The organism is Alloscardovia macacae (genome assembly GCF_002259705.1).
Taxonomy (GTDB): Bacteria; Actinomycetota; Actinomycetes; order Actinomycetales; family Bifidobacteriaceae; genus Alloscardovia; species Alloscardovia macacae.
In genome coordinates this window covers 182,576-207,319 of record NZ_MWWT01000009.1, presented here as the reverse complement: position 1 = coordinate 207,319, position 24,744 = coordinate 182,576, and the positions used below count along the sequence as shown (strand labels likewise).

22 protein-coding genes and 1 pseudogene are annotated in these 24,744 nt (G+C 52.6%); 16 read left to right on the top strand and 7 right to left on the bottom strand.

What is annotated here, in order from left to right; translation table 11 throughout:
• The 10 genes from ALMA_RS07785 to ALMA_RS07740 form a co-directional block, all read left to right on the top strand.
• Window positions 1-499, top strand: a 499-nt coding sequence (locus ALMA_RS07785; RefSeq protein ID WP_148140296.1) for an integrase core domain-containing protein, incomplete at its 5' end; no start/stop codon positions are given.
• A 47-nt stretch (window positions 500-546) separates the two neighbouring features.
• Window positions 547-726 (top strand): DUF1829 domain-containing protein, encoded by a 180-nt coding sequence (locus ALMA_RS08405; protein WP_094727239.1) that lies wholly within the window; start codon window positions 547-549, stop codon window positions 724-726.
• A gap of 230 nt (window positions 727-956) precedes the next feature.
• Window positions 957-1,199, top strand: coding sequence for a hypothetical protein (locus ALMA_RS08215; RefSeq protein ID WP_211278351.1), 243 nt, complete (start codon window positions 957-959; stop codon window positions 1,197-1,199).
• Window positions 1,200-1,493: 294 nt separating this feature from the next.
• Entirely contained in the window at window positions 1,494-3,470 is a 1,977-nt protein-coding gene (locus ALMA_RS07770; protein WP_094727237.1) for an Eco57I restriction-modification methylase domain-containing protein, read from the top strand.
• Between the two features lies 1 nt (window position 3,471).
• Complete coding sequence (locus ALMA_RS07765) at window positions 3,472-6,837, top strand: DEAD/DEAH box helicase family protein (RefSeq protein WP_094727235.1); 3,366 nt, start codon at window positions 3,472-3,474, stop codon at window positions 6,835-6,837.
• Window positions 6,838-6,933: 96 nt separating this feature from the next.
• Window positions 6,934-7,491 (top strand): SLATT domain-containing protein, encoded by a 558-nt coding sequence (locus ALMA_RS07760; RefSeq protein WP_094727233.1) that lies wholly within the window; start codon window positions 6,934-6,936, stop codon window positions 7,489-7,491.
• The gene (locus tag ALMA_RS07755; RefSeq protein ID WP_094727231.1) at window positions 7,488-8,774 is read left to right on the top strand and encodes a nucleotide-binding domain-containing protein; all 1,287 of its coding nucleotides are present in this window, start codon (window positions 7,488-7,490) and stop codon (window positions 8,772-8,774) included. Before ALMA_RS07760 ends, ALMA_RS07755 begins: the two co-directional genes overlap by 4 nt.
• Before the next feature lie 39 nt (window positions 8,775-8,813).
• A complete protein-coding gene (locus ALMA_RS07750) occupies window positions 8,814-9,860 on the top strand; it encodes an ATP-binding protein (protein ID WP_094727229.1) in 1,047 nt (348 codons plus the stop codon).
• Window positions 9,854-10,426, top strand: a complete 573-nt coding sequence (fic, locus tag ALMA_RS07745; protein WP_094727227.1) for a protein adenylyltransferase Fic — start codon at window positions 9,854-9,856, stop codon at window positions 10,424-10,426. The genes ALMA_RS07750 and fic overlap by 7 nt, the downstream gene beginning before the upstream one ends.
• 152 nt (window positions 10,427-10,578) lie before the next feature.
• Entirely contained in the window at window positions 10,579-11,940 is a 1,362-nt protein-coding gene (locus ALMA_RS07740) for an MFS transporter (RefSeq protein WP_094727225.1), read from the top strand.
• 155 nt (window positions 11,941-12,095) lie between these two features.
• Here ALMA_RS07740 and ALMA_RS07735 read toward each other — a convergent pair whose 3' ends face one another.
• The gene (locus tag ALMA_RS07735) at window positions 12,096-12,491 is read right to left on the bottom strand and encodes a DUF1304 domain-containing protein (protein WP_211278350.1); all 396 of its coding nucleotides are present in this window, start codon (window positions 12,489-12,491) and stop codon (window positions 12,096-12,098) included.
• A 141-nt stretch (window positions 12,492-12,632) separates the two neighbouring features.
• Between ALMA_RS07735 and ALMA_RS08290 the strand changes: the two are divergent.
• A pseudogene (locus ALMA_RS08290) lies at window positions 12,633-12,911 on the top strand (DUF488 domain-containing protein); the annotation flags it as partial.
• Window positions 12,912-13,460: 549 nt separating this feature from the next.
• On the top strand, window positions 13,461-13,916 hold the full coding sequence (locus tag ALMA_RS08285) for a GNAT family N-acetyltransferase (RefSeq protein ID WP_244568921.1): 456 nt from the start codon (window positions 13,461-13,463) through the stop codon (window positions 13,914-13,916).
• On the opposite strand, the gene murI is transcribed toward ALMA_RS08285, so the two are convergent.
• Window positions 13,893-14,666: a glutamate racemase gene (gene murI / locus ALMA_RS07725; protein WP_094727220.1), complete on the bottom strand. Its 774-nt coding sequence runs from the start codon at window positions 14,664-14,666 to the stop codon at window positions 13,893-13,895. The two genes, ALMA_RS08285 and murI, sit on opposite strands and share 24 nt — an antisense overlap.
• Window positions 14,656-15,606, bottom strand: coding sequence for a patatin-like phospholipase family protein (locus ALMA_RS07720; protein ID WP_094727218.1), 951 nt, complete (start codon window positions 15,604-15,606; stop codon window positions 14,656-14,658). The genes murI and ALMA_RS07720 overlap by 11 nt, the downstream gene beginning before the upstream one ends.
• Window positions 15,607-15,886: 280 nt before the next feature.
• Between ALMA_RS07720 and ALMA_RS07715 the strand changes: the two genes are divergently transcribed.
• Window positions 15,887-16,882: a diaminopimelate epimerase gene (locus ALMA_RS07715; protein ID WP_094727216.1), complete on the top strand. Its 996-nt coding sequence runs from the start codon at window positions 15,887-15,889 to the stop codon at window positions 16,880-16,882.
• Between the two features lie 278 nt (window positions 16,883-17,160).
• Window positions 17,161-18,567 (top strand): hypothetical protein, encoded by a 1,407-nt coding sequence (locus ALMA_RS07710; RefSeq protein ID WP_148140294.1) that lies wholly within the window; start codon window positions 17,161-17,163, stop codon window positions 18,565-18,567.
• Window positions 18,568-18,639: 72 nt separating this feature from the next.
• Here the strand turns inward: ALMA_RS07710 and ALMA_RS07705 are convergent, their stop codons facing one another.
• Window positions 18,640-19,008 (bottom strand): MmcQ/YjbR family DNA-binding protein, encoded by a 369-nt coding sequence (locus tag ALMA_RS07705; RefSeq protein WP_094727212.1) that lies wholly within the window; start codon window positions 19,006-19,008, stop codon window positions 18,640-18,642.
• 12 nt (window positions 19,009-19,020) lie between these two features.
• Entirely contained in the window at window positions 19,021-19,593 is a 573-nt protein-coding gene (locus tag ALMA_RS07700) for a vitamin K epoxide reductase family protein (protein WP_244568920.1), read from the bottom strand.
• Between the two features lie 213 nt (window positions 19,594-19,806).
• Here ALMA_RS07700 and ALMA_RS07695 point away from each other — a divergent pair, with 213 nt between their 5' ends.
• Entirely contained in the window at window positions 19,807-20,763 is a 957-nt protein-coding gene (locus ALMA_RS07695; protein WP_244568916.1) for a PHP domain-containing protein, read from the top strand.
• A gap of 348 nt (window positions 20,764-21,111) precedes the next feature.
• On the opposite strand, the gene ALMA_RS07690 is transcribed toward ALMA_RS07695, so the two are convergent.
• Window positions 21,112-21,336: a DUF3107 domain-containing protein gene (locus ALMA_RS07690; protein ID WP_086106932.1), complete on the bottom strand. Its 225-nt coding sequence runs from the start codon at window positions 21,334-21,336 to the stop codon at window positions 21,112-21,114.
• 44 nt (window positions 21,337-21,380) lie between these two features.
• Window positions 21,381-23,039 carry a phosphotransferase gene (locus tag ALMA_RS07685; protein ID WP_148140293.1) on the bottom strand — a complete coding sequence of 553 codons (1,659 nt, stop codon included), beginning with the start codon at window positions 23,037-23,039 and terminating at the stop codon, window positions 21,381-21,383.
• 47 nt (window positions 23,040-23,086) lie between these two features.
• Between ALMA_RS07685 and ALMA_RS07680 the strand changes: the two genes are divergently transcribed.
• Window positions 23,087-24,700, top strand: a complete 1,614-nt coding sequence (locus tag ALMA_RS07680) for an ATP-dependent helicase (RefSeq protein WP_158520687.1) — start codon at window positions 23,087-23,089, stop codon at window positions 24,698-24,700.
• The last annotated feature ends 44 nt before the right edge of the window (window positions 24,701-24,744 follow it).

Sequence of the window (24,744 nt, the reverse complement as noted above, 5' to 3'; positions counted from 1 at the left end):
GGGAGGGTTTGCGTATACAGCGTTTATTACTGACGCGTACTCGCGTCGAATAGTTGGCTGGACGTGCGCGACGAGTCTGAAAACTGAGGATATAGCCCTTCCTGCTTTGAACGAGGCACTCGTGTGGGCCTCGATAAGGGATACGACACAGGGGCTTATTCATCATTCTGATCACGGGGTTCAATACATTAGCCGTGTCTATAGTCAGCGGGTTGAAGATTACGGTCTTTTACCGTCGACTGGGAGTGTAGGAGATTCGTATGATAATGCTCTAGCAGAAAGGACAAATAATGCATACAAAACAGAACTAGTCTACCGGCATGAGCCTTTCGAGACTGTTGAAGAGCTCGAGTTTGCGACTTTTCAATGGGTGGACTGGTATAACAATCGGCGTCTTCATCAAGCACTCGATTACAAAACCCCAGCCCAAGTAGAAAAAGAATACTACCACAACCAACAAGAAAAAGAAGAAACTAGTATACTAGAAAAAAGGAACTAAACCAGCCCCACAGCGGAACCAAAACCAGTCCACATCATGCTGCTCATTTGTGGGCTTGGGAAGATACGAGTAAAGATCGTCTTCGTTCTTCAAGTGAACTTATTATCATTGCAAATGATAGTGAGAGCTCTGCTAATGTGAGCATAGTGAATGCGTATGAAAAATATGGCGTAGATGTCATTCCTGTGAGTGATATTTCTCGACTTAGTGCGCGACTCGCTGCTTAGGATTTACAAAACGGTGTCTACTAAAAACGTGGTATCGGTAAATCTTCAGACTAGGAATGCGATACGTTTAGCATGAAAAGGAAGATGTGAGGAAGAAGTATGGATAAACTCGGTTTAGATAATGTTGTTCCTAAGCTAGCAGCTGTAGGCGTGCCTGCATTGTCTTCGTAGTAGCGTATGGATCTGCAGTCGCGGCTGGACTCGCTGGAGCGGCAGCTTTTACTGCTACTTTGGCTGCACTGGGGCCAGCAGGAATGATAGGTGGGCTAGTTACATTGGGGCTCATCGGTCTCTTATCGCAAGTACTGGCTGAGCATGGTGCTGATGTAGTAGCAGAAGCTCTTATACGGGAATTGATTAACAAAGGTGAATCTCAGGAAAACATTAAGAAGAAAATTTCGGGCTACCCGATTACTCAAGCACTAAAGTTAAAACTCTATGAGTTATTAGAAAATGAGGGAAAGAAGGAGTAATACCATCTTCGGAAGATAATTATCGTGTTATATACTCTAGAAAATGAAGACAGAATTGTGATTCGGGACTAGGATGGTTTTCCTGGGTCTCGTAGTGTAAGGAAGCAGATCTAGTATTCTTTTACTTTAAAGCTGCTGTGTATTCAGATATGTAGATATTTTGTCTTTCTATGTGCACGACACGGTTTGTTTTCGTTCTCTCTTTTCTGTACTCTGCGGGCAGTATTCTAGATGTTAATTCTATGTATGACGTGGAGAGTTATACATTAAAGCACGAAAGGATGGTGTCCTCCAATGGATAAGCTGATAGACATTACTCAAGAGCCTATCGCGGGATTACTGGAGGATCTGCTTTTCGACCGTACGACGCGTAAGAATATCATATGGGCCACAGAAACATATAGCGACTTTGGAGATGGGTATCTAGATAAAGATTTTATTACCGCGCGGACTTTACTTAAACATACTGATAGGATTAAGCCGCGTATGGAGAAATCAGCCGAAGATCAGCAAGAACGTACGCGTAAGAAAGCAGAAGTTTTCACTCCGTCGTGGATCTGTAATGAGATGAATAACTATCTCGATGAAGACTGGTTCGGACGTAAAGATGTTTTCAACATCGTACAAGAAGACCATACATGGATTCCCGTGGAAGGGCGTATAGATTTCCCAGAAGGGAAGACCTGGAAAGATTACGTAGATTCACGCAGGCTAGAGATAACCTGTGGGGAAGCGCCTTATCTCATATCTCGGTATGATGTGTCTACCGGCGAGTTTATAGAACAGACCATTTATCGTATAGGTATTCTAGATCGCAAATTACGCATAGTAAATGAGAATGCTGAAAACTATGATGAATGGCTGAAATGGGTCTACCGTGCCTTTGAATCCTGCTATGGGTACGAATATCAAGGAGATAACTTACTGATAGCGCGTATCAATGCGCTGCTGACGTTTACTGATTACTATTTAGAGCGATGGGGAAAAGATCCAGATCAGAAAACTATGACGTTTTTATGCCGAGTGATTTCTTGGAACTTCTGGCAGATGGATGGTCTAGCTTGCACTGTTCCGATGGGAAAGTTGCATAGTGACCCAATATTTGATGGTGCAGTTCAGGGGTCTCTTTTTGAGAATGATCTGAAAGAAACGCATTATAGCAGGATACAAAACTGGAGAAGAGGCAACTCCACACCTTTTATAAACCTAAAGGAGAGAAAAGTGGGAAACAAGTTATTCGACTTTATAGTTGGCAATCCACCATACAATGAAGATTTTGGTAATTCAGGAGACAACGGTAAGTTTGCGAAGCCTGTATATAACGAATTCATGGATTCTGCATTTAATCTTGCTGAAAAAGTGGAGCTCATTCATCCAGCTCGATTCTTATTCAATGCGGGTAGCACGCCAAAAGTATGGAATAAAAAGATGCTTAATGACAAGCATTTTAAGATTCTTGAATATACGGCGGATGGGTCGCAGATCTTCCCTAATACAGATATTAAGGGCGGAATAGCAATATCGTACAGAGACTCTCTAAATGAGGGGAAACCAATAAAGGTATTTGTACCTTTTAGAGAGCTTACGTCGATAGTAGATAAAGTAGTACCTAGTACTAGTGAGTTCCTTGACAATATCGTACTCGGACGTGGAGTTTATAGGATTTCAGATTTGGCTCTCAAAGAACATCCAGAAATTGAAAAGATACAGTCAAAAGGGCACAAGGCAGATGTAGGAGGTAATGCTTTCCAAAAGCTTAAGGATATCGTGTTCTTTGATAAACCTAGAGATGATGGTAATGAATATGTAGAGTTTGTGGGGTTACAAGGAAACAAGCGAACTCGTAGATTTGCTATACGTGATTACGTAAAAGTTCCTGATAGCTTTTATAAATATAACGTGTTCGTACCGAAAGCTAATGGATCTGGTGCTTTAGGTGAAGTGTTGTCTACGCCCCTTATAGGGCAGCCCCTTATAGGGCATACTGAAACTTTCCTTACTGTAGGATCGTTTGATACTGAGGAGGAAGCAAATAATCTGCTGTTATATATCAAAACTAAGTTTGCACGTGTCTTACTTGGGGTATTGAAGGTAACTCAGGATAACACTGCTGAAAAGTGGAAGTATGTTCCACTGCAAAACTATAGCAATGATTCTGATATTGATTGGAAAGCATCAATTGCAGAAATCGATCAACAGCTATACGCAAAGTATGGCCTAGATGATTCAGAGATTGATTTTATCGAGTCTCACGTGAAGGAGATGGCATAAAATGGTACGTATTAATGTTAACTCCGTTAAGAAGGTACAGCCGCAGTGCTATGCCTATGTTCTTCCTACCGTTCCTGAGCATGCTGGATATACGAAGATAGGATATACAGAGCGGGATGTAGAGACGCGTATTAAAGAGCAAACGCATACTGCTGGTCTTAATCCTGTAATTAAGTGGCATATGCTTGCTAGCTTCGTGACGGATCCTATGGATATGTTTACAGATAAAGACTTCCATAAATATCTTAAAAAACTCGGGGTGAAGCGTCGTGAGGGTACTGAGTGGTTTGAGATAGATCCAGATCAGGCGAAGAGTGACTACCGTGATTTTACAGAGAATCACGGTGAAATAGAGCTAGATAAAGAAGAGTATACGAGTCTTCCCTACAAGTTGCGGTACGAGCAGAAGAGTGCAGTTTCGCATGCAGCTCGCTATTTTGAATCCCATCAGAAGAGCGAGTTCCTTTGGAATGCTAAGCCTCGTTTCGGTAAGACTCTTGCTACGTACGATCTATGTAAACGTATTAAAGCGAAGAATGTTCTCGTTGTAACGAATCGACCTGCTATAGCTAACTCATGGTATTCCGACTATGAAACGTTCTTAGGGCCGACATCAGGTTATCTATTCGTTAGTGAGATAGCGAGTCTTGAAGGGAAGAAATATGTGTATAGCCGCAAAGACTATACTCAGTTTCTGATTAAGAATAATGCGGATGGCAGGTATTCTGGTTGCATCGAATTTGTGAGCTTGCAGGATCTCAAGGGGTCTATAGAATTTGGTGGCTACATAGAAAAGTTACAGGAAGTTCGAAAAACGAAGTGGGATATACTTGTCATCGACGAAGCGCATGAAGGCGTGGACACGTATAAGACGGATGTAGCTTTCGAAAATATAGAGCGTAAGTACACTTTGCATCTTTCGGGTACGCCATTTAAGGCTCTTGCTAATGATAAATTTGCCGATGAAGCCATTTTTAACTGGACATATGCTGATGAGCAGAAGGCGAAGCGGAATTGGGATAATTCCTTGGAAGAGGAGAACCCTTATACAAACCTCCCGCAGCTAAACCTCTTTACATATCAGATGTCTGAAATAGTGCGAGATAAACTGTCTCAGGGTATTCAGCTCGCAGATAATGATATAGAAGAGTATGCTTTTGATCTCAATGAGTTCTTTGCTACGAATGAGTCGGGGAAGTTTGTTCATGATAAGGACGTGAATAGGTTCCTTGATGCTCTTACACAGCAGGAGAAGTTCCCATTCTCCACGCCTGAGCTTCGCGATGAGCTAAAGCATACTTTCTGGCTGCTTAATAGGGTAGCCAGTGCAAAAGCACTGGCTAAAAAGCTTGAAATGCATCCAGTCTTTAAAGATTACGCTATAGTTCTCGCTGCGGGAGATGGCAAGCGCGATGAGGACGATGCGAGCGTAACTGAAGATGCTTTTAACCGTGTGAAGAAAGCTATACAGGAGAATGATAAGACTATCACCCTATCTGTAGGTCAGCTAACTACAGGGGTCACCATACCCGAGTGGACGGCTGTGCTTATGCTTTCAAATATGTCAAGTCCTGCACTGTATATGCAAGCTGCTTTTAGAGCTCAGAATCCATGTCTTTTTGAGACCCCACAGGGGGCGCTGCGAAAAGAAAATGCATATATCTTCGATTTCGATCCAGCACGCACGCTGAACATAGTGGAAAAGTATGCTAATGATTTGATTCCATCTTCTTCGCATGGTGATAGCACACATGATAGGAAGCAGCGTATCCAGGAACTCCTGAACTTTTTCCCTGTATATGGCGAAGACTCCGAAGGAGTGATGGTAGAGCTGGATCCGGAATCTGTGCTAAGTATACCGCGTCGTATTCATGCGCGGGAAGTGGTAGACCGTGGATTCATGTCGAACTTCCTATTCTCGAATATTTCTGCTATTTTTGGGGCTCCCCAGGATCTCGTAGACTCATTATCTCAGCTGGAGGCTATAGAAGAACCGAAGAAGCTAACACCTGTTCATATAGATAGCCAGACTAGTGAGAGTCTTCATCTGAACAGTCATGGGGAAGTAGATATTTCAGAAAGTGTAGCTATCGGCCTTCAACGTGATATATTCGGTGATCATATTTATCGTGACATAGATGATGCCTTCAAGGATAATATAAAGGAGAAGCTTTCACAAGCGGAGAAAGAGAATGAATCAGCTATAGATGATATGCGTCGGATATCTCAGGCATTTGCTGCCCCGCAGGCAAAGGAATATCTGAATGCGACGAAAAAGCATTATGGGAATGAGCTCTCTAATAATGCGATTCGACAGGTCGATCAAGGTATTAAAAGAGTTACTAATCGGATAGTTCAGAGTAAACATGGACAGTACACTATAACGAGAAATAAACTCGAACAGGAGAAGCAGGCTAAGCTTTATGAAGCCCAGTCTGCGAATGCTTCCATGGAAGAAATAACTCAGATTAGTGATGAGTATGATCAGAAAAAATCTGAAGCTCGGAAGGAGATGCTTAACGAGATTCATGAAGAGTTAACCAGTTCTAATACCATCGATGCCATAGGCCAGACCGTAGCGAAAACCGTCGAGACAGAACGTCGCACGAAACAGAAGGAAAGCATAGAGAAAGATATACGTGACCACTTACGTGGTTTTACACGTACTATTCCAGCGTTCCTTATGGCATATGGGACAGAGGAAACCTCGCTGGCTAACTTTGATGAAATAATCGATCCACAAACCTTCCAGGATGTTACGTCTATCTCTGTAGAACGTTTCCGCCAAATGCGTGATGGATATGATTACTATGATGAAGAGAATAACCTCAAACATTTTGATGGGCATCTCTTTGATGAAGTAGTTTTTAATGATTCTGTGCAGGAATTCCTTACGAAGCGGCATGCTTTGGCGAACTACTTTGATGAATCTCAGAAGAGTGATATCTTCGACTATATTCCACATCAGAAGACGAATCAGATCTTTACTCCTAAAAAGGTAGTTATAGATATGGTGGATCGTCTTGAGCAGGAAAATCCAGGATGCTTCGACAATCCTGATAAGACATTTGCTGATTTGTACATGAAGTCAGGCATGTATATCTCGCAGATAGTTACTCGTCTATACCGTAGTGAAAAGATGAAAGAAATTTTCCCTGACGATGTAGAGAGACTGAACCATATCTTTGCTAAGCAGGTCTTCGGATGTGCTCCTACACAGATTATTTATGATATCTGCAGACGCTATATCCTCGGATTTAGTGAGGATATCCGCGTAGAGAAGGATAACATCCGACTTTGCGATACTTTAGAGCTCGCTAAGGAGGGGAATATGGAGGAGAAACTGAAGGAAGTCTTCGAGCTGTAAAGCCGTTTTCGCTTGGAGAGATTTATTGTGCCACTTGTGGGGATGTGAACCACAAGTGGCACAATAGTACTGTAGATAATGAGGAGGATAGAGAGGATGAAATATCAAATTCTACTAGACGAAGTGCGACAAAATTTTGCCAGTGTTGTGTGGACTCATAAGATTCAAGAGAAGCAGGCAGATTTGTATGAATGGCAGTATAAGTGTGTGATGACTATTAACATAGTATTGGCATCTATTACTTCTGCTGGTATTCTTACAGTTATCTTTAACGATGGTTTTGCGCTTCGATTATTCAGTGCACTCGTGTCGTTGGGGTCGTTAGGGACTACTGCGGTTCTTGGTAGTTTTGACTTGAAAGCAATGAGTGAGCGAAATAAAAATACTGCTAATAGACTGGTTATTTTAAGGAATCAACTGATTCATGTTATTGAGAAACTTCATGGAGAGGGAGACATAGAAGAGATTAATCAAGAGTATGAAAATATCATGAGTGAAGTTCACCGTGTGTATGCAGATGCTCCCAGCACTACGAGTAAAGCTGAACGAAAGGCATCGAAAGCACTCAAAGATAACAATGAATATACGTATACACAAGAAGAGATAGATCGTTTTCTGCCGCCTTCGCTGAGAGGAGAGATACATAACGTATGACACTAGCGGAAGATTTTGAACAGTTCTGTAAGGAAATTCAGCTTGATAATCTGAACGATATGAAGAATCAAGCAGCTAAGATAGCAAAGAAGCTTAATAAACACTACTATGGGATTGATGGCGATGATGATTCGCACATGTATATAGTAGGATCAGTGGGGCGTGGAACTGCCATAAAAGGTAGTAGTGACTTAGATCTTATTTTTGATTTACCTAACGATGTTTATAAACAATTTGATGCATACAAAGAGAATGGGCAATCGGCTCTCCTCCAAGACGTGAAAAAGGTGATGCAAGAAAGCTATCCTCGAACTACTATACGCGGAGATGGTCAGGTAGTAGTAATTGAGTTTGATAAGTATCGTGTAGAGCTTGTTCCTGGTTTTAAACAGAACGATGGAAGTTTTAAGTATCCTGATACTCATGATAGTGGAAGCTGGAAATACACTAACCCAATCATCGAGCAAAAGGAATGCAGCCTATGCAATGACAAGTCGTATGGAGTTTATTACGACTTCTGCCATATCATGCGTAGCTGGAAAAATACGATAGGATTCAAATGGGGCGGACTCTTAATTGATACTCTCGTATACAACTTTTTTAAGAAGAATGATTGGTTTGCTGGTAAGGATTCAAATGACTATTTAGAGATACTCAAAAACCTATTCGAATATCTTAAGAATCAAGATAAGTCTCATGCGCATTGGTATGCCCTAGGTAGTAATCAGAAAATTTATGGATCAAGGAATGAGAAATTCGTAGTTAAAGCTGAGAAAGCCTATAAGGAGCTTCAGGATATTACTGAAGCTGATAAAAAGATAAATGATGTATTGCGGTCATTGCTAGGTAAAAGATTCCCAAAGATTAAAGATCGATCTGCAGAGTTTTCTACAACAGAGCAATTTATCGAAGATTTTGTTCCAGTAGATATTAGATATGATCTTGAGATAGATTGTCTTGTCACACAAGATGGTTGGCGTCCTTTTAAGTTAAGGAAGTTTCTTCAGAATAATACGCTTTTGCGGCATAAGAAAAAGCTTACCTTTTTCATAAAAGATACTAGTAATCCATCACAAGACTACGATATTTGGTGGAAAGTAAGGAATGTAGGGGAGGTGGCTATTGAGCGGAGTATGACGAGGGGACAGCTTATTAGAAGTAATGAAAAGAAACAAGTTGAGCATACTAATTTTAGGGGGCCTCACTACGTTGAGTGTTACTTACTAGAAGACGGGATTTGCGTAGCAAGAGATAGAATTGAAGTACCTATAGGTAATGAATAGGTTGACAAAGAGACTGTAAAAGTGAGGAGGTGGCTAGAAATGATTCATTTTAGCTTAATAGCAAGATGCTTTTATATTAGCTTCCTCCTTCGACACCAGAACAAGCCAATAATAAAAGTGCTCCATGGTGTTCGTGGGGTGGGTAAATCTACTATCCTCAACATGTATCGTGACGAGTTACGAGTAGCAGGTGTAGATAAGCAGCATATCATCGTGGTGGACTGTGAGGAAAAGGATACTTATGAATGTGCAGATGTCTTTACTCTAAATAAATACATAGAGTCCCTGATGATGGATGATTCTCTGTATTATGTCTTTCTCGATGAAGTTCAGAAAGTAAAAGGGTATGAGCTTCTTCTGGGGAGTCTCTTCATTAAACCGAATGTGGATCTTTACGTAGCCAGTTCGAGTGGGGAATTTCTTCGAGGGACGTTATCTACGAATCTTACAGGGAGATACTTGCAGAAGGAAGTATTTCCGCTGTCGTTTGCTGAGTATGTATCAGCGAGTGACAGCGTTCTCGACCTAAAGGAGATGTTTCGGGAATATCAGTACAGCGCTTTTCCATATCTACGCCATACACGAGATGATGTAGAGCGAATAAACTATCTCGAGAATCTTTACGATACGATATGTGCGAATGATGGGGATGAGGTGCTTGCATACTCTATTCCTCGCTATGACATCAAGAAAAGAACTTTTCTGCGAGGTTCTGGGAAAGAATACGTGATAGATCTCGGTATGAAGGGGAAGCTAGATATAGAAAGAGCAGACGACGTGGATTATGAGTTAAAGAACATAGTCTGCTTAGAATTGCGTCGTCGTTTTGCTCACGTGTATGCAGGCGTCATAGGTGATTCTGAAATAGACTTCGTAGCCATGGGTGCGACTGGTGAGCGTGAGTATTATCAGGTAGAGTCGTCTCCTTTGTCTGAAGAAGATGTAGAGCATAAGCTGAAATCTCTCGCTACCATCGAGGATCAGTATCCTCAGTACATGCTGACGATGGATCGGAATACTCAGGTGAAGAACTATGGAGGAATTCGCGTGCTGAGTATAGTGGATTGGTTGCTTGAGTCATGCTAACCCACCACACTGAAGAAGTCCTCGCCAAATCCCACGCGAAGGCCCTCTATGACTCAGGCGCGCTCGCAGCTCTCACCCCAGGAAGCACAGCAGCCCTCAGAGCTATCCATGTAGCACTTTTTGAAGGAATCTACGCAGATGCAGGCGAGCTTAGAGATGTGGCCATAGCAAAAGGCGGGTATTCTTTCGTTCCGCCCCAGTACATCGAAGTATCTATGCAAAATGTCGAGAAGATGCCACAGAGTACGTTTGAAGAAATCATAGCGAAGTATGTGCAGATGAACATGATTCATCCCTTTCGAGAGGGTAATGGGCGTAGCATGCGCATCTGGCTGGACGAGCTTCTTAAGGCTGAGATAGGGAAGGTCGTGGACTGGACTGCAGTAGAGAAAGAGGATTATCTGCTCGCCATGGAGCGTAGTCCTATTCGGGACATAGAGTTGCGCTATGTACTTGGCCAGGCTCTGACGGAACAGAGTCATGACCGTGACCTGTTCCTTCAAGGACTTGACCAGAGTTTCTTCTTCGAAGGGTTCTACGCTGTGAACGCTCGGGAGGCGCACTAGCTGCAAAAAACTGTCGAAATTTTTCGTCATTCTGCGTGTTGCCCCTCGTGCTGTGCCGGGGTGCGTACTAGAGTAGTGCAAGCATCGCTGAAGGAGGCCACGCGAAGGTCGCGGGAGAATTGGCCTCAGGCAGAAGAAAAGGAAAGCGCCTTATGTCGCAGCTGACGAGCAGTAACAAGTACGGAAAGTCCATCTTTCAGCGCGTGTTCGGCGGATACTCACAGCTGCTGAGGATCCCGGGGACGGCGCGGTATGCGGTGGGCGCGGTCGTGGCGTCCATGCCGTTTCCCATGGTGGGCATGTGCATCACCATCTCCGTCCAGCAGATATACGGCAGCTACACGCTCGCCGGCACGCTCAGCGCGGTGCAGGCCATCTCGCTCGCGTGCTTGACGCCGCTATTCGGCAAACTCGTGGACCGGTTCGGCCAGACGCGCGTCTCGCTGCCCATCATCGCCGTGTGGGTGGCAGCGGCCATCGCGCTCATGACGTGCATTCAGCTGCGCGTGCCGCAATGGATTCTCTACTTCATCGTGCCGTTTATGGCATTCGTGCCGCCGTGGGGTGCGATGAGCCGGTCGCGCTGGACGTACCTGCTGAAGAATGCGGAGGACGGCGCGGAGAAGATTAATCGCGCGATGGGCTTCTCGTCTATCCTCGACGAGGCTATGTGGATGATCGGCAATCCGCTGTCCTCTATTCTCGCGGTGGTCTCTGGCGTGCTGTCCTTCAGCTTTACGGGCGTGTGTGTGGCTGTGGGGGCGCTCATGTTTCTGTCCGTGCGGTCGGCTGAGCCGCCGAGCCAGACGGATCTCGCACGGGAGGCTGGGCTGACGAGGAAGGAGTACCGGGCGCGGGAGGCAGCGCGCGCGGCTGGGGCTGTGGGGGCTGCATCTGGTTCTGGGGTCGAGGGGAAGCAGCGTTCTATCTTCTCGCTCGGTTTTATCTCCATCTGTGCCACGTGGTTCGGACTGGGAGCATTCCAGAGCGCGAGTGGCATATCCATCATCGCCTTCGCGCGCGAGCAGAATGTGCAGTCCTTCACTGGCTTCGTCTTCGCCTGTTTCTCCTTCAGTGCCCTCGTGGGCGCTACTCTCTATGGGGCAAAGGACTGGAGCATTCCGCTGTGGAAGCGGTTCTACTTCTGTATCATCGTGGTGGCGGTGGGACTGAGCTCCTTCCTGCTCGCGCAGAATATCTGGACCATCATGATTATCTATCTGGTCATCGGGGTGTGCCAGTCGCCGACGTGGATTAATGGGAACCAGATTATTTTGCATCTCGTGCCGCCGGCGCGCTTCACAGAGGGCGTGGGCATCATGAGCGCCATGAACGCCATCGGCGGTTCCGTGGGGAACTCTATCGCTGGCGTGTTCATCGATAAGTATGGAGCGCATGGTGGCTTCGCCACGGTGTGCGTGCTGGCGGTGGTGGCTGTAGTCATAGCCTTTAGCGGCGTGAAGCAGATTCGCGAGGCCACGCTTAAGCCTATGCTCGTGACTGTGGAGGCGTAGGGGAGGGCGCGGGGGTGGGTGACGCTGGAGCCCTCTCTGAGTACCCCGAAAGTTTTTTGCAGGTCGTGCCGTGGGTGGATAGACTTCGGCCCGCGGGAGCTCTGTGCTCGCGCGGGCCGAAGTGCAAAAAAGTTTGGGGGATGGGGAGAAAAAGATTACAGGACCAGACCCAGTACCATGAAGATTACTGCGAGAAGGGGCAGAGAGCCCTGCTTGGCGGATGCGGTGGCGAAAGAATTGTCCTTCAAAACGAGTCCGAGCGCGGCGCACAGCATGGACGCTGTGCCGGCGAGGACGAGCGCAGAGCCTACAGCTACGTGGCCGAGGAACAGAACCGCGAGACCGACGAACACCTCGATGGCGAGGAAGCCGTTATACAGACCCTGGTTATACGCGTAAAAGGCGAACGGGCGAGCGCTTTCCGGCGTGCCGCCGAACGTCTTGCGGGCGAGCGGGCCTTCCCAGGCGAACATCTCCATGTACGCGATGAGCACGTGCAGGGCGGCAGCGAGGAAGGCGAAAACGGACGCGATAATCATAAAAGTATTCATAAAGTACAGTCTATGTGGCACGGTGGAGAGGAGATGACGGCTTTCGGCTGAGAGGGGAATGCCGGGAGGCCGGGCGCTGCAGCACGCGTCCGGAGAGCCGTGTGTGCCGAAAAGCGTCCGAGGGAGCCGAAAAGTCAGGAAATGGGGGCAGAACAAGTGATAGCAGACATAGCACTCAAGCGCGCATACGAGCCAGCCAGGCCAGAGGTGGACGGGTATCGCATTCTCGTGGACCGGCTCTGGCCGCGCGGGGTGTCTAAGGAAAAGGCCGCGCTCGACGAATGGGATAAGGCCATCGCGCCGAGCCCGGAGCTACGCACATGGTGGGGGCATGACCCGGCGCGCTATGCGGATTTTGCAGAACGGTACAGGGCTGAGCTGGATGAGAATCCTGAGGTGCAGCATCTGGTGGAGCTGGTGCGCGGTGCGGGCGGCGTTGTCGAGTCGGACGGCGCCGTCGAGCTGGGCGTGGACGGCGCTGTCGGTGCGGACAGTGTAGAGAGCGGAGCGGTGCGGGCGAGCGGCGAGCCTGCTCCGCACGCCCGCGTCACGCTCGTCTACGGCGCGAAAGACGCGGTCTTTAACCATGCGCACGTGCTGCGAAACTACCTTATCGAGACTCTCGTGCCGAAGACGCATACTATCCTGAACTCGAACGGGTATGAAATCGCGACTATTCCAGCGCGTGCGGGGCGTGCGACGGATGGCGAGGCGCGGGCGGAACGGGCGGCGGGTGTAGCCCCGGAGACGACGGGCGGAACTCGGCAGCAGCAGAGCCCGAAAGTCCCAGACCTCACCGGCCTGACCTTGCGTCGCCTCACTCCAGACGACGCGAAACAGCTCCAATGGGTCTCCGCGCGCACCTTCGAAGACACCTTCCTGCTCACCTCGGAGCCGCGCGATAACGACGAGTTCATCGCGGAAGCGTTCACGCTCGAGGAGATTACGCGCCAGCTTCGCGATGAGCGGATGCTCCATTTCGCGCTGGTGGAGGATGCGACGGGTGAGATCGCTGCGTTTACGAAGCTGAATCTCGAGGGGGCGCAGACTGAGGGCGGCGGTAGTACGCTGGGCCCGTCGGGTGTGGACGGTAGCACCGGGGCGAGCGCGGCACGAGATGCAAAAAACTCCGCAGCACACTCCACAGCACACTCCCCAGCCATCCCGCGAAACAGCCTCGAAATCCATCGCCTCTACGTCACGAGCCGCTTCAAGCGTCGTGGCCTGGGCAGCTACCTCATGCAGCTTGCGCATGATACGGCGCGCGAGCAGGGGTGCGGCTGGCTGTGGCTGGGCGTGTGGCAGTATAATTTCGCCGCGCAGCAGTTTTACGCCGGCTGGGGATTCGAGCGCTTTAGCGAGCATACCTTCGTCGTGGGCTCGGACCCGCAGGTGGACTTTTTACTGAAGAAACGACTCGCCTAAGGCGCGCATGCGCGGGTCTGGCGAGGAATTGTCGAGCGTGACGCGGCCCGGTGTGTCGCGCTCGGCGAGTGCGTTTGTGCGTTCGAGAACGTCGTGGAGGTGCCGCGCAGTGCCGTCGTTTCCATCCACGATGTGCACGTGCTTAGGCACGGCCGCGCGGAAGTAGTCGCGGTAGTACGTGAAGTGCGTGCAGCCGAGGACTATGGAGTTCACTGAGCTCAGGTCGAACGGCGCGAGATACTCGGCGAGCGTGGCGCGGACGAGATTTGCGTCCTGGATTTGTCCGTTTTCTACTATTTCCACGAGTTTCGGGCACGGAAGTTTGTCAATTTTATGTTCAGCTGAGAATCTCTCCATCAGCGCTGCGAATTTCTTCTCGCGTAGTGTCAGTGGTGTGGCGGTCACGATGACGTGCTGTGGCTCGCCGTGACCGAGGTCACAGGCGAGCTTCAAGGCTGGCTCCATACCGATAATGGGAATGGAGTAGCGCTCGCGCATGGCCTGGGCGGCTGCACTCGTGGCAGTATTACAGGCGATGACTAGTGCCTTTGCGCCGAGGTCGATGAGATGGTCTGCCACAGCGAAACTCAGCTTCTGGACGTCGGCTGTGGAGCGGGTACCATACGGGGCGTTCGCTGAGTCTCCAAAGAAGAGGATGTCTTCCTGAGGCAGCTCCTGGTGAATCTGGTTCACCACAGAGATTCCGCCCATACCGGAATCGAAGACGCCTATCGGTGCGTTATTCGGCATGATCAGCCTCCTCGCGGAAGAATTGGGAAACGAGCTGAGCCTTCCGCACGCCGTCGTTATACATGTCCAGCAGTCCCTGACGCGTCTTGCTGAGCGTATTCAGGCCGTACGTCTCGTCCGGAGCGAGGATGAGCAGGCGGCCATCCGCGGCGTACCGGCGAGCCACGGCCATCTCGTCGTTATACGTCTGCGCGCGGCGGCGCAGAGCCTCAGCAGCGTACGGGTAGGAACGCTGCAGGGCGCGCGCCGGAGCCGTATCCTTATGCGGGTCGCGCACGAAATCCGCCGGATGCGTGGTGATGAGCACGACCTTCTCACAGCCGTCATCAAACGCCTTCTGCACCGGAATAGGATCCGTGAGGCCGCCGTCGAAATACGGCACGCCGTTTATGACCACCGGGCGATTCACCACGGGCACGCACGAGGACGCCATAATGACTGTGTAATCATCCTGATGCATGTCCTGTTTTGCAAAATAGTGGGGCAGACCCGTGGAAGCATCGCTGGCCACCACGGTGAGCGTGGTCGGGCTGGCCGCGAACGCCTCGTAATTCAGCGGATACTCGCCATCACTATTCGAGAGAGTCCCGTACGCGTAGTCGAGGCCCACGAAGTTCCGCGTGCGCAGCATGTTCCGCATGGAAGCGTAGCGGTGGCGGAAGGCGTACTCCATGTAAAAACGGTAATTACGCTTATGCTGGCCGGCGAGGAAGGAGGTGAGATTCCCACTGCCGGCGGAGATGCCGTAGGCGTGGGTGAAGTGGAGGGCGGTGGTGGCTGGGTGCTGCTGCTCGGGCTGGGGCTGCTGGCTATGAGGGGCCTGATGCTCGGGCTCCTGTCGCTGAAGCTCCTGCTGCTGAAGCTCTAAAATCCCGTCTAATACACCTGCTCCGAAAATGTCGCGGTAACCGCCGCCTACGTCTATAATCCCCGTAATCATAATGACTCCCAGTGTACTCCTACGCCTTCCTCGCTCGTTTCTCGGGGAGCGGAAGGGTGGTGCGGTGCGTGCGTGCGTGGGGGCGTGGAGAGGGGGGGGGCGGGTGGCGCGGCGTGGGCGGGGCGGTTTCTAGTGGAGGGGCTTGGCACGTTCTGCAAAAAAGTAGCGGGGTGTGCAGGCAGGCTCGTGAGGATACCGGCTCTCCGCCCTGCGGTACGCTCTGCAAAAAACTGCCGGGGTGGGCTCGCCACCCTCTCCACCCTCGCGTACTATAAAACGTATGACATACCCACGCACAGTAATTAAAGCCCACGGCACTGGTAATGACTTCGTTATCTACTTCGACCCTACCGGGGAGTATGAGCCTACGCCTGAGGAAGTGCGTTTCCTCGCAGATAGGCACTTCGGCATCGGTGGAGATGGCGTTATCCGCCTCACGCGGCCAGAGTATGTCTCCGATGTGAGCGAGGAACAAGCTAAGGAGTTTCATGCTCAGGGGGCAGACTGGTTTATGGACTACCGTAATGCGGATGGGTCGCTTGCGGAGATGTGTGGTAATGGTACACGTGTGACGGCTGCGCTCGCTATGCGCGAAGAGCTCACTCGAGCTACAGAGGAGGAGCCTTTCGCGCTCGCCACTCGTGCGGGGATAAAATACCTCACATCACTCGGATCTGTGGAAGGACTGGGGGAGAACGTCTTTAGGATAGACATGGGGCCGTGGAAACTCGGTGCGCGCGAAGAGCTTATGGTCACGCTCCCCGGTGGAGGCGAGCAGGGGATGGGTACTTTTGCAGATATGGGGAATCCTCACGTCGTGACTGTGGTGGGCGAGCCGCTGGTTTTGAACTCGCTGATGGGACCTATGGGTGGGGTCGGCACTGGCTTCGGCATCGGCATCGGTTCTGGAGCTGGTATCTCGGTGAACACGCTGCCAGATGTGCCAGACCTTGACCTCACGCGTACCCCGCGCATTACTCCTGAGCTACCGGCGGGCCAGAATGCGGAGTTTGTGCGCATCGATGCTATGGATAAGTCTGCCGATCAGGGTGAAGGGAGCGGAAAAGCCACTATGCGTGTGAACGAACGCGGAGCGGGCGAGACCCTGTCCTGTGGTACGGGGCTGTGCGCTACAGGAGCTGTGCTGGCGGAGCGCACTGGCGTGAAGCATTGGACGATAAGCGTTCCGGGGGGAGCGCTCCTCGTGGACGTCGAAGAGGAGCGTGTGCTGCTGACGGGAGATGCGACTCTCGTGGCCGAGGTGGAGCTGCTGTAGAGGTCGTCTGGAGTCTCCGGGCAGGAGCACTCCGACACTTTTTTGCAGGTCGTGTCACGGCTGGGTAGGTCGTACTGTACTGGCAGGCTGGAACGACACGCCCGGAGAACCAGACGGAGAGTTATCCACCATAGTTAAACGTTTTACCGCGTGTCGCTGAGAAGAGTTATTCACCGATTTCGCCTCGAAAAGCCCTTTTCGCGACACGTTTATCCACATCTGATAACAATTGCTTTTCACGCTGGACACCCAGCCGTCTCCGCGGAGACAATGGGTGTATGACTACACGACAGAACACGAGCAGCGCCACGCGCTCCGCCACCCGCCCTGCAGACCGTCCCGCTACGCGCGGCCCCGCAGACAGCCGCCCCGCTCGTGCAGAAATTGACACGACGCGCCCGCCGGCGAGAGGGCAGCAGACAGCAGAATCTCGAGCCCGCTCCTGCGCGATGGCGAGCGCCCCTCCGGCAGAATTGTCCCGAGAAAACGCTCCGCCTCAGAGCGGTCCGCACGTCTATGCGAACGCTCCACTGCACGGCCCCGCCCACGCAAACGCCAGGCGGCGCGCTCGCCGTCTCCTGCGCGCCGGCACGCTCACAGAGCTCATCTCCGGCAGATTCGCGCAGACTCAGGACTGGGCCAGGCATTCGCTCGACCGCAAAATCCTCGAGAAGATCCTCGCCGTAACGCAGGTGCATCCTCACTGGGCGCTGGCGAGCATTTCTGCGGCTGCGGTGTACGGCTACGTCGCGCGCGCGGGCTTGCACAGCCGCGTACACTGCACGGCCGACGAGCATACGGCCAGCGCCCGGCGCAGCGTCGTCCCCGTGTGCTTCCATCACGTGAAGGGCGGCCGGTTGCGCTCTGGGGAAGGCGACGACCCGCGTGCCGAGGAACCTCAGCCACGCAGCCAGACGCTTCTGAATGCGTTCGGCGAGCGCGGGTACGAGGACAGTCAGGACGTGGTGAGGAATTACGTGGCGCTCAGTGACACTCTCGGCCTGCTGTTCGGCATCCTCGTGACCTCGCCGCTGCAGACCATGTTCGACTGTGCGCGTATGCTGCCGTTTAGTGACGCGCTGCCGGCGTGCGACTACATCGCGCGAGTTTTTTGCATTTCGCGCGACGCGATTCGCGAGTTTCTCGACAAGCGGCGCGGCTGCTGGAAGATCCGCTACGCGCGCTTCGTCCTAGGCTTCGTGGACGCGCGCTCGGAGAGCGGCGGCGAGTCGTTCTGCCGCGCGCGCATGATCGAGAGTGGTTTCGTGCTGCCTGAGCTTCAGCAGTCTATGGCCAATCCTCTCTCCGCACCAGAATTCATCACCACAGCGCGCTATACCACCATGACGATGCGTACGGACTTTATGTGGAAGGGTACGAAAACTATAGTGGCGGAGTTTGATGGTCAGTGCAAATACACTGATCCCACGATGATAACGAGCGTGGGGGCGAGCGATGGGGATGAGGTGCACGAGATTCAGGCGGAGCGCGACACAGCGCTGACCATGATGGGATGCGAGGTCGTGCATGTCACCTACGCGGACGTCAGATATAACAGCGGCCGGTCTCTTAGCCGAAAGCTTCGCGCCGCTGGTGTGCCTGAAGTCTCTTACTGGGAGAAGTACCGGAGGAAGCACTGGCTCGCACGAAGCTTCCACGCGCGGAGCCTGATGCGGCTGGAATAGGAGGAGCATGGCTCGACCTGCGTCCCGACCTGCAAAAAACTTTCGGGGTAGGAAAAGAGCCGGAGAGGCGGATTACTCCGTCAGCGCGTAGCTCGTGGCGATGAGCTCTTCTACCTGCGCATCGGGCACAGTGCCGTCGAGAATGACTGACACCCAGTGCGTTTTATTCATGTGGTAGGCGGGGGCGAAGCCAGGAAGGGATTGGAGGAAATCCACGTCCTGAGGGTCAGCTTTGACGTTCAGGACCAGAATCTCGTCCTCCGAGTCGCTGATGCCCAGCGTGTACTCGGAGATACGCATGAGCAGACCGAACCATGTGCGAGTTCCTCGATGCCGGATTACTGCGTACTGTGGGTGGGCCTTAAAGGGATGGTCCACCGTGCAGTCGTAATAGTCCGTCACATGGGTGAGGACTGCGGAAGGAGAAGTGAAAATTGACATAAAAACACAAGTCTACGCAAACAGCGCCGCGCCGTACTTCAGCAGAACGACGGCGGCGATAGCCACGAAGACGAGCAGATTCACGAGCAAATCCGCGTTCAGGCGGAAGTATGCCGCGAGTCCGCGTGCAGCACGAGAACGCGCGCCGATGCCCTGCACAGCGTACGTGGCGTGCGACTGCGCCATGAATTGCAGCAGTGTGGAGGTGAGCAGGCCCATGCACCACGGGCACAGCGCCTCGATGACGAAAACGGACTGCGAGAAGAGCCAGAGCGCATAGGCGAGGGCGATCAGGTTACCCACCCACGACGCGATGCTGAACCAGCGCGGAAGCACCACGCCCGCGAGCCCCACGACGGCCACCGTCACGAAGACGGACTCTGCCGCGATGCCGAAGAACGCGTTCGGGAAGCTCAGGCCACCGAAATGGATGAACTCAGACTGCCAGGAATTCGCCACGTTTGAGCAGGAGATAACGGCATTTACATCGCAGGCGAGAGCGCCCTGAGGGTTGCGCGCGAGCTGCAGCGTCTCAGCGCTCAGCGCGAACGAGACGATGAGCGCGCTCGCCGACGCGAGAAGCATGACGAGGTACGTCCACGTGCGCGAGTGGCGCCATCCCGCGAGCGCTCGGGCTGGGGCTGCTGAAGCGTCTGACTCGGCTGGGGCGATGTCAGCGGGGGAGGCTGACTCGGCTGGGGTGGTGGCGTCTGGAGTGGCGGCTAATTTTTCCGTATCCTGAGAATCTGTCATGCTCATATGTATCCCTTTCGTTATGGCTCAGTCTACGATAGAAGTATGACGGTTTCACTGATGGCGCAGGATGGTGCGCAGGATGGTGCGCGAAATGCCACGCAGAGCACGAAGGGTTTACGTGATTCACTCGGACAGAACTCTCACGGCTGGGATTTGCACTGCCATACGGTCTTTTCGGACGGCACATTCAGTCCGACGGATCTCATCCGCATGGCATCCGGGCAGGGGCTCGCAGGCGTAGCCATAAGCGACCACGACACCATAGCTGGATGGTCAGAGGCGAAGGAGGCCTCGGCTCGCTACGGGGTACCGCTTATCCGCGGCACGGAAATAACTGCTCAGCATGATCATGGTCGCGTGAGCGTCCACGTGCTCGCCTACCTCTATGACTGTGAGAATGCGCATGTGCTGGGCTTGTACGAGGAGATGCGTCAGCGCAGGCTTGAGCGCGCGCGTGCGATGGTGGAGAAGCTGAGCGCGGACTATCCCATTTCGTGGGCATCCGTTATGGAGCAGGTCCATGAGGGGGATGCCACCACTGTGGGGCGTCCGCACATCGCTGATGCGCTCGTGGCTGCAGGAGTGTACGAGACGCGCTCGGACGCGTTCGCAGGCATCATTTCTACGAAAAGTCCGTACTATATTCCAGTCTTTTCGCCACGTGTAGCTACCGTGGTTCGCGCTCTCAAGGATGCAGGAGGAGTGGTGGTCCTCGCGCACAGTGGGGCTCCGTCGCGAAATCGTTCGCTGCTCACGGATGAGGATATCGAGTTTTTTGCATGTCAGTGCGGCCTCGATGGCCTGGAAGTGTGGCATAGGGATAATCCGCCTGAGCAGCGCGATAGGCTGCTGGGGTTGGCGCAGCGCTTCGATCTTCTGGTGACTGGCGGCTCGGACTGGCATGGCGCTGGTAAGCCGAACGTGCTCGGTGAGAATACGACGGATGAGCCGACGGTGCAGGAGATAATCCGTCGCGGAAGGATCCGCGTGCTGCCGTAAGTGGGGCGTAAATGCTAGCATGGGGAGGTATTTTTAAAAGCCTCGCGACTTTTTTGCATGTCGTGCCGGGAGTCTTCTTCGAGTCCCTGGCCAGCCGGAGTGGCTGCACCACAGATGCACCACAGATACACCACAGACATAGCCATAGGACATACGAAAATTGCGACTTTTCTAGACGTTCATACGTTCATCGACTTTTCGGCCTTCAAACCGAGATTTTTCGACGAGCGTCTAGAAAAGTCGCACTTTTTATATCCGTGGTCAGGATGCGTCAGCCTCTCATGGCACGACATGCAAAAAAGTCGCGAGGTGCGAGAGTCAGCGCCCTAAATCAAAAAACAAAATGCCCTACAGAGCCCCGAACCCCACTGGGTGCGAGGCTTCAGACCCTACGATGACGTACGCCAGTGAAGCAGCAGGGACGATGGTCGTGCGGCCTTTGTCATCCGTGAGGCGCAGCGCCTGTCCGTCCTTCAGCGCGGCGTCCACGCGCGCATTGACGGCTTCTGCAGTGTCCTGAGTTTCGAGAGTAATAGCTTTTCCGACGTTCTGTACGCCTATTTCGACGAGCATGCCGTCCCCTTTCCCTGATTGAGAGATTTTCAAAGATATAACGTTTAGTCTACCTGCTGTGTGCTGGACGAGTCCTCGTGTTCTTGCGCAGCGAAGACTGTCGTTTCCACATCGTCCGTGTTTGGCACGTCGTGAGAGGAGCTGTGCTCTAAGACGTGTGCGTCGCCCGTGTCGTCCGCATCTACTGCGTCTGTAGCGTCGTCCGTTCCCGTAGAGGCGCCCACGACGCCGTGCTCCACGGAGCTGACATCGTCTAGAACGAATCCCATGGAGTCTACGCGGACGTATTTCTGCGCGCTGTAGGCTGCGGAGGACGTGTACGTCTGGGCGTCGGCTGCGTGGCGTGCGGCGGCGGCCGCGGACTGTTCCTGCATGGCGATGGTGGCTGAGTTCAGGCTTTCTGCTACGGCTTCAGCGTCGCTGACGGCTTTCTGCTCGCCGGATGCGACAGGGGTGACCTCGGATGGAGAGGTGAAGGTGAAGCTTTCGGACTGCACTGGTGTAGAGTTCCAATTCCTCCTTGCTGAGCCTTCATCACGACTCTTTGTGGCAGTCTGAATGGTGCGGTCTATAGTCGCATCGTCCTGAAGTGTGGTCGTGCGCTGGCCGGAGTCCACCACGAAGCGCGTGTGTCCAGCCTTCTGGGAGTTTCCGCCGCGGGCGCGGGTCTCCGCCTTCCCCTGGACGGCACTCGGGTTTTCGAGCAGGTCTCCCACGGTCAGAGATGTGCGACGCTCGCTGGATGGTCGCTGTGGATTATTCTTCGCTATCTGGTGGGCCAGTGAGTTCACCTGGGACTTAAAGGCGAGGATCTTCGCAGTGTCCGCATTCTTCAGGGCGCGCATGTACTCGCCGACCTGTTCCATTTGCGTCCACAGGCCAGCACGCAGCCAAATCATATTATCGAGGCGACTGCCCATCATACGGCTGTACGAAGCGATGAATGCGTCGCGGTGAGATTTGTTCAAATGACTAAATATCCATGCGAGGTCTCGTGCAGGATCGTTAATCTGCATGTTCTCCCAGTGGCGGATAGCGCTCACAGAGTTTGAGACGAAGAGCAGGTCCCCGTTCTCTATGCCCCCGTGCACAGGGCATGCTGTAAAGTTCCACAGTCCGTCTGTGGATATGATGTTCCGCCAGTTATCGATAATTTCAGAAGGAATATGCCCGGCGGATTCCAGACTCGTCATCCAGTGGGATAATTGCCCCTGAATAGCCTCAGCAGAATACGCACGGTAGCGCGCAGACCGTAAAAAGCCGGGACGCAGCCGGTGCACGCCTGCGATGGCCGTACCCGCGGCGGTGCACTGCGCGGACGTGAGGTTCTTCAGCGCTACAGCGTCGCCATCCACGTGCGGCGTAATGTACACGGCATTATCTCCCGTCACATCCTGCGCGCTATCCCCAGGAATGTAGAGCGTATAGTCCTCCAGCGCGAAGCTCAAGCCCACCCCAGCCTTCGACTGCGTGAGCACGTACGCGGCCTTCGCACGGTCCTTCAGTACACTCTTACCCTCAGACGAGGAGGAGACGCTCACGTCGTACTCCATGCCTTCGATGCTCGTCACCACTGCGGTGGTAATATCTTTCTTATCGCCACTCATGATGAACTGCTCGGAGCCGCGCGTAGACGCGACCGCGAGCTCAGGCATGGCAGCAGAAGCTAAAGCTGCTATCTCTAATACTGAACGTAGACTCACACTCTTAAGAATAGTACAAGCGACATAAGTTATGTACCATGGTGTGTATGACTCCGGAATCTTCAGCATCTGTGTCCTCTTCAGCATCTTCGGCTGAACAGGCCGAGCGCATCCTCGCCGGCCTCGACGAGAACCAGGCATGCGCCGCCCAGGTACTCAGCGGTCCCGTGCGCATCATAGCAGGCGCGGGCTCGGGAAAAACGCGTACCATTACGCGGCGCATAGCCTACGCATGCGCGAGCGGCGCGTGGAATCCGGACGCGACCCTGGCCGTCACCTACACGAATAAAGCGGCTGCGGAGATGAAGCTGCGCCTAGCGCGCATGGGTGTGCACGACGTGCATGCGAGCACCTTTCACTCGGCCGCGTACTCGCAGCTTCGACGCGCGTGGCGCATCCTCTCGCACTTCGAGTCTCCTGAGATAGCTGACCCGCGCGACCTCGCCCTGCATGCACACGCCGCCATGGCACACACGCTGCAGCTGAGTGACTACACGGACAGTGAAGTGCGCGACGTTCTGCAGGAGCTGTCTTGGATGAAGGTGAACCTGCTGGGATACGAGGACTATGAGCGCATCGTCGGCTCGCTGGGTCATGAGCTGCCGCTCGACCTCGAGCCGCGTCAGATGCTGGACGTGGCGCGCGCGTTTGAGACGGAGAAGCGCCGCCATAACGTCATCGATTTCGACGACTGCCTGCTTCTGCTGGCTCACCTGTATGAGAACTATGAGGACCTTGCTGAGGATTTCCGTCAATTCATGCGTCACATAACTATCGACGAGTACCAGGATGTCTCGCCTTTACAGCATCTCGTCCTCACGCGATGGCTCGGGAAAAACAGGGACATCTGTGTGGTGGGGGATCCTGCGCAGACCATTTACTCGTATGCGGGGGCCACGAGCTACTACTTGCTGAACTTCGCTGAAGAGTTTGGCCCCGTCAGCCATGACGTGCAGCTAAACACGGACTACCGTTCCAGTGGAAACATCGTAGAATATGCGAATGCTGTGCTTGCTGGTTCGCCTGTGGCATCGTCGGCGTATATAACACTGACGAGTCCGCATGATGCAGGGCCGCGCGTGCATCTGGCGAAATTCGCTTCCGATGGTGAAGAGATGCGCGGCATAGCCTCGCGGATCCTGTGGCATCATGCACGCGGTACTGCTTTACGTGATGTGGCCATCCTCACACGCACCCGCATGCGCGCTCGTGACCTCGCGCGGGCATGCCGCGAGGCTGGACTGGCAGTGAACCTGCGGCTGGATGGGGAAAATGAAGTGCTACGGGGTGCAGTATCTGGCAGCGATGGTGGAGTGGATGTGGGGGCTCCGTCTGAGGAAGCTGGTCAGGACGGCGCCATCACCATCTCCACCATTCACGCTGCAAAAGGTCTCGAATGGCCCCTCGTCTTTATACCGGACTGCCACGAGGGGAATATACCCTTTTCCATGGAGCAGATGATGACGCGCTCAGATGAGGATGAGGACATAGAAGAGGAGCGTCGCATCTTCTACGTGGCTGTGACGCGAGGCATTCAGCAAGTCTACCTGTGTGTAGCGCAGTATCCATTCGAAGGTGGGCGAGGAGTGCAGCGCACGGTCAGTAGATTCGTGCGCCAGGCGAGTAATGCTGTGCGCAGGGCTCATAGGGGGAAATCATAGCATGTCAGACGTCCGGATGAGCTCACACGTGAGTAATCTTTAGT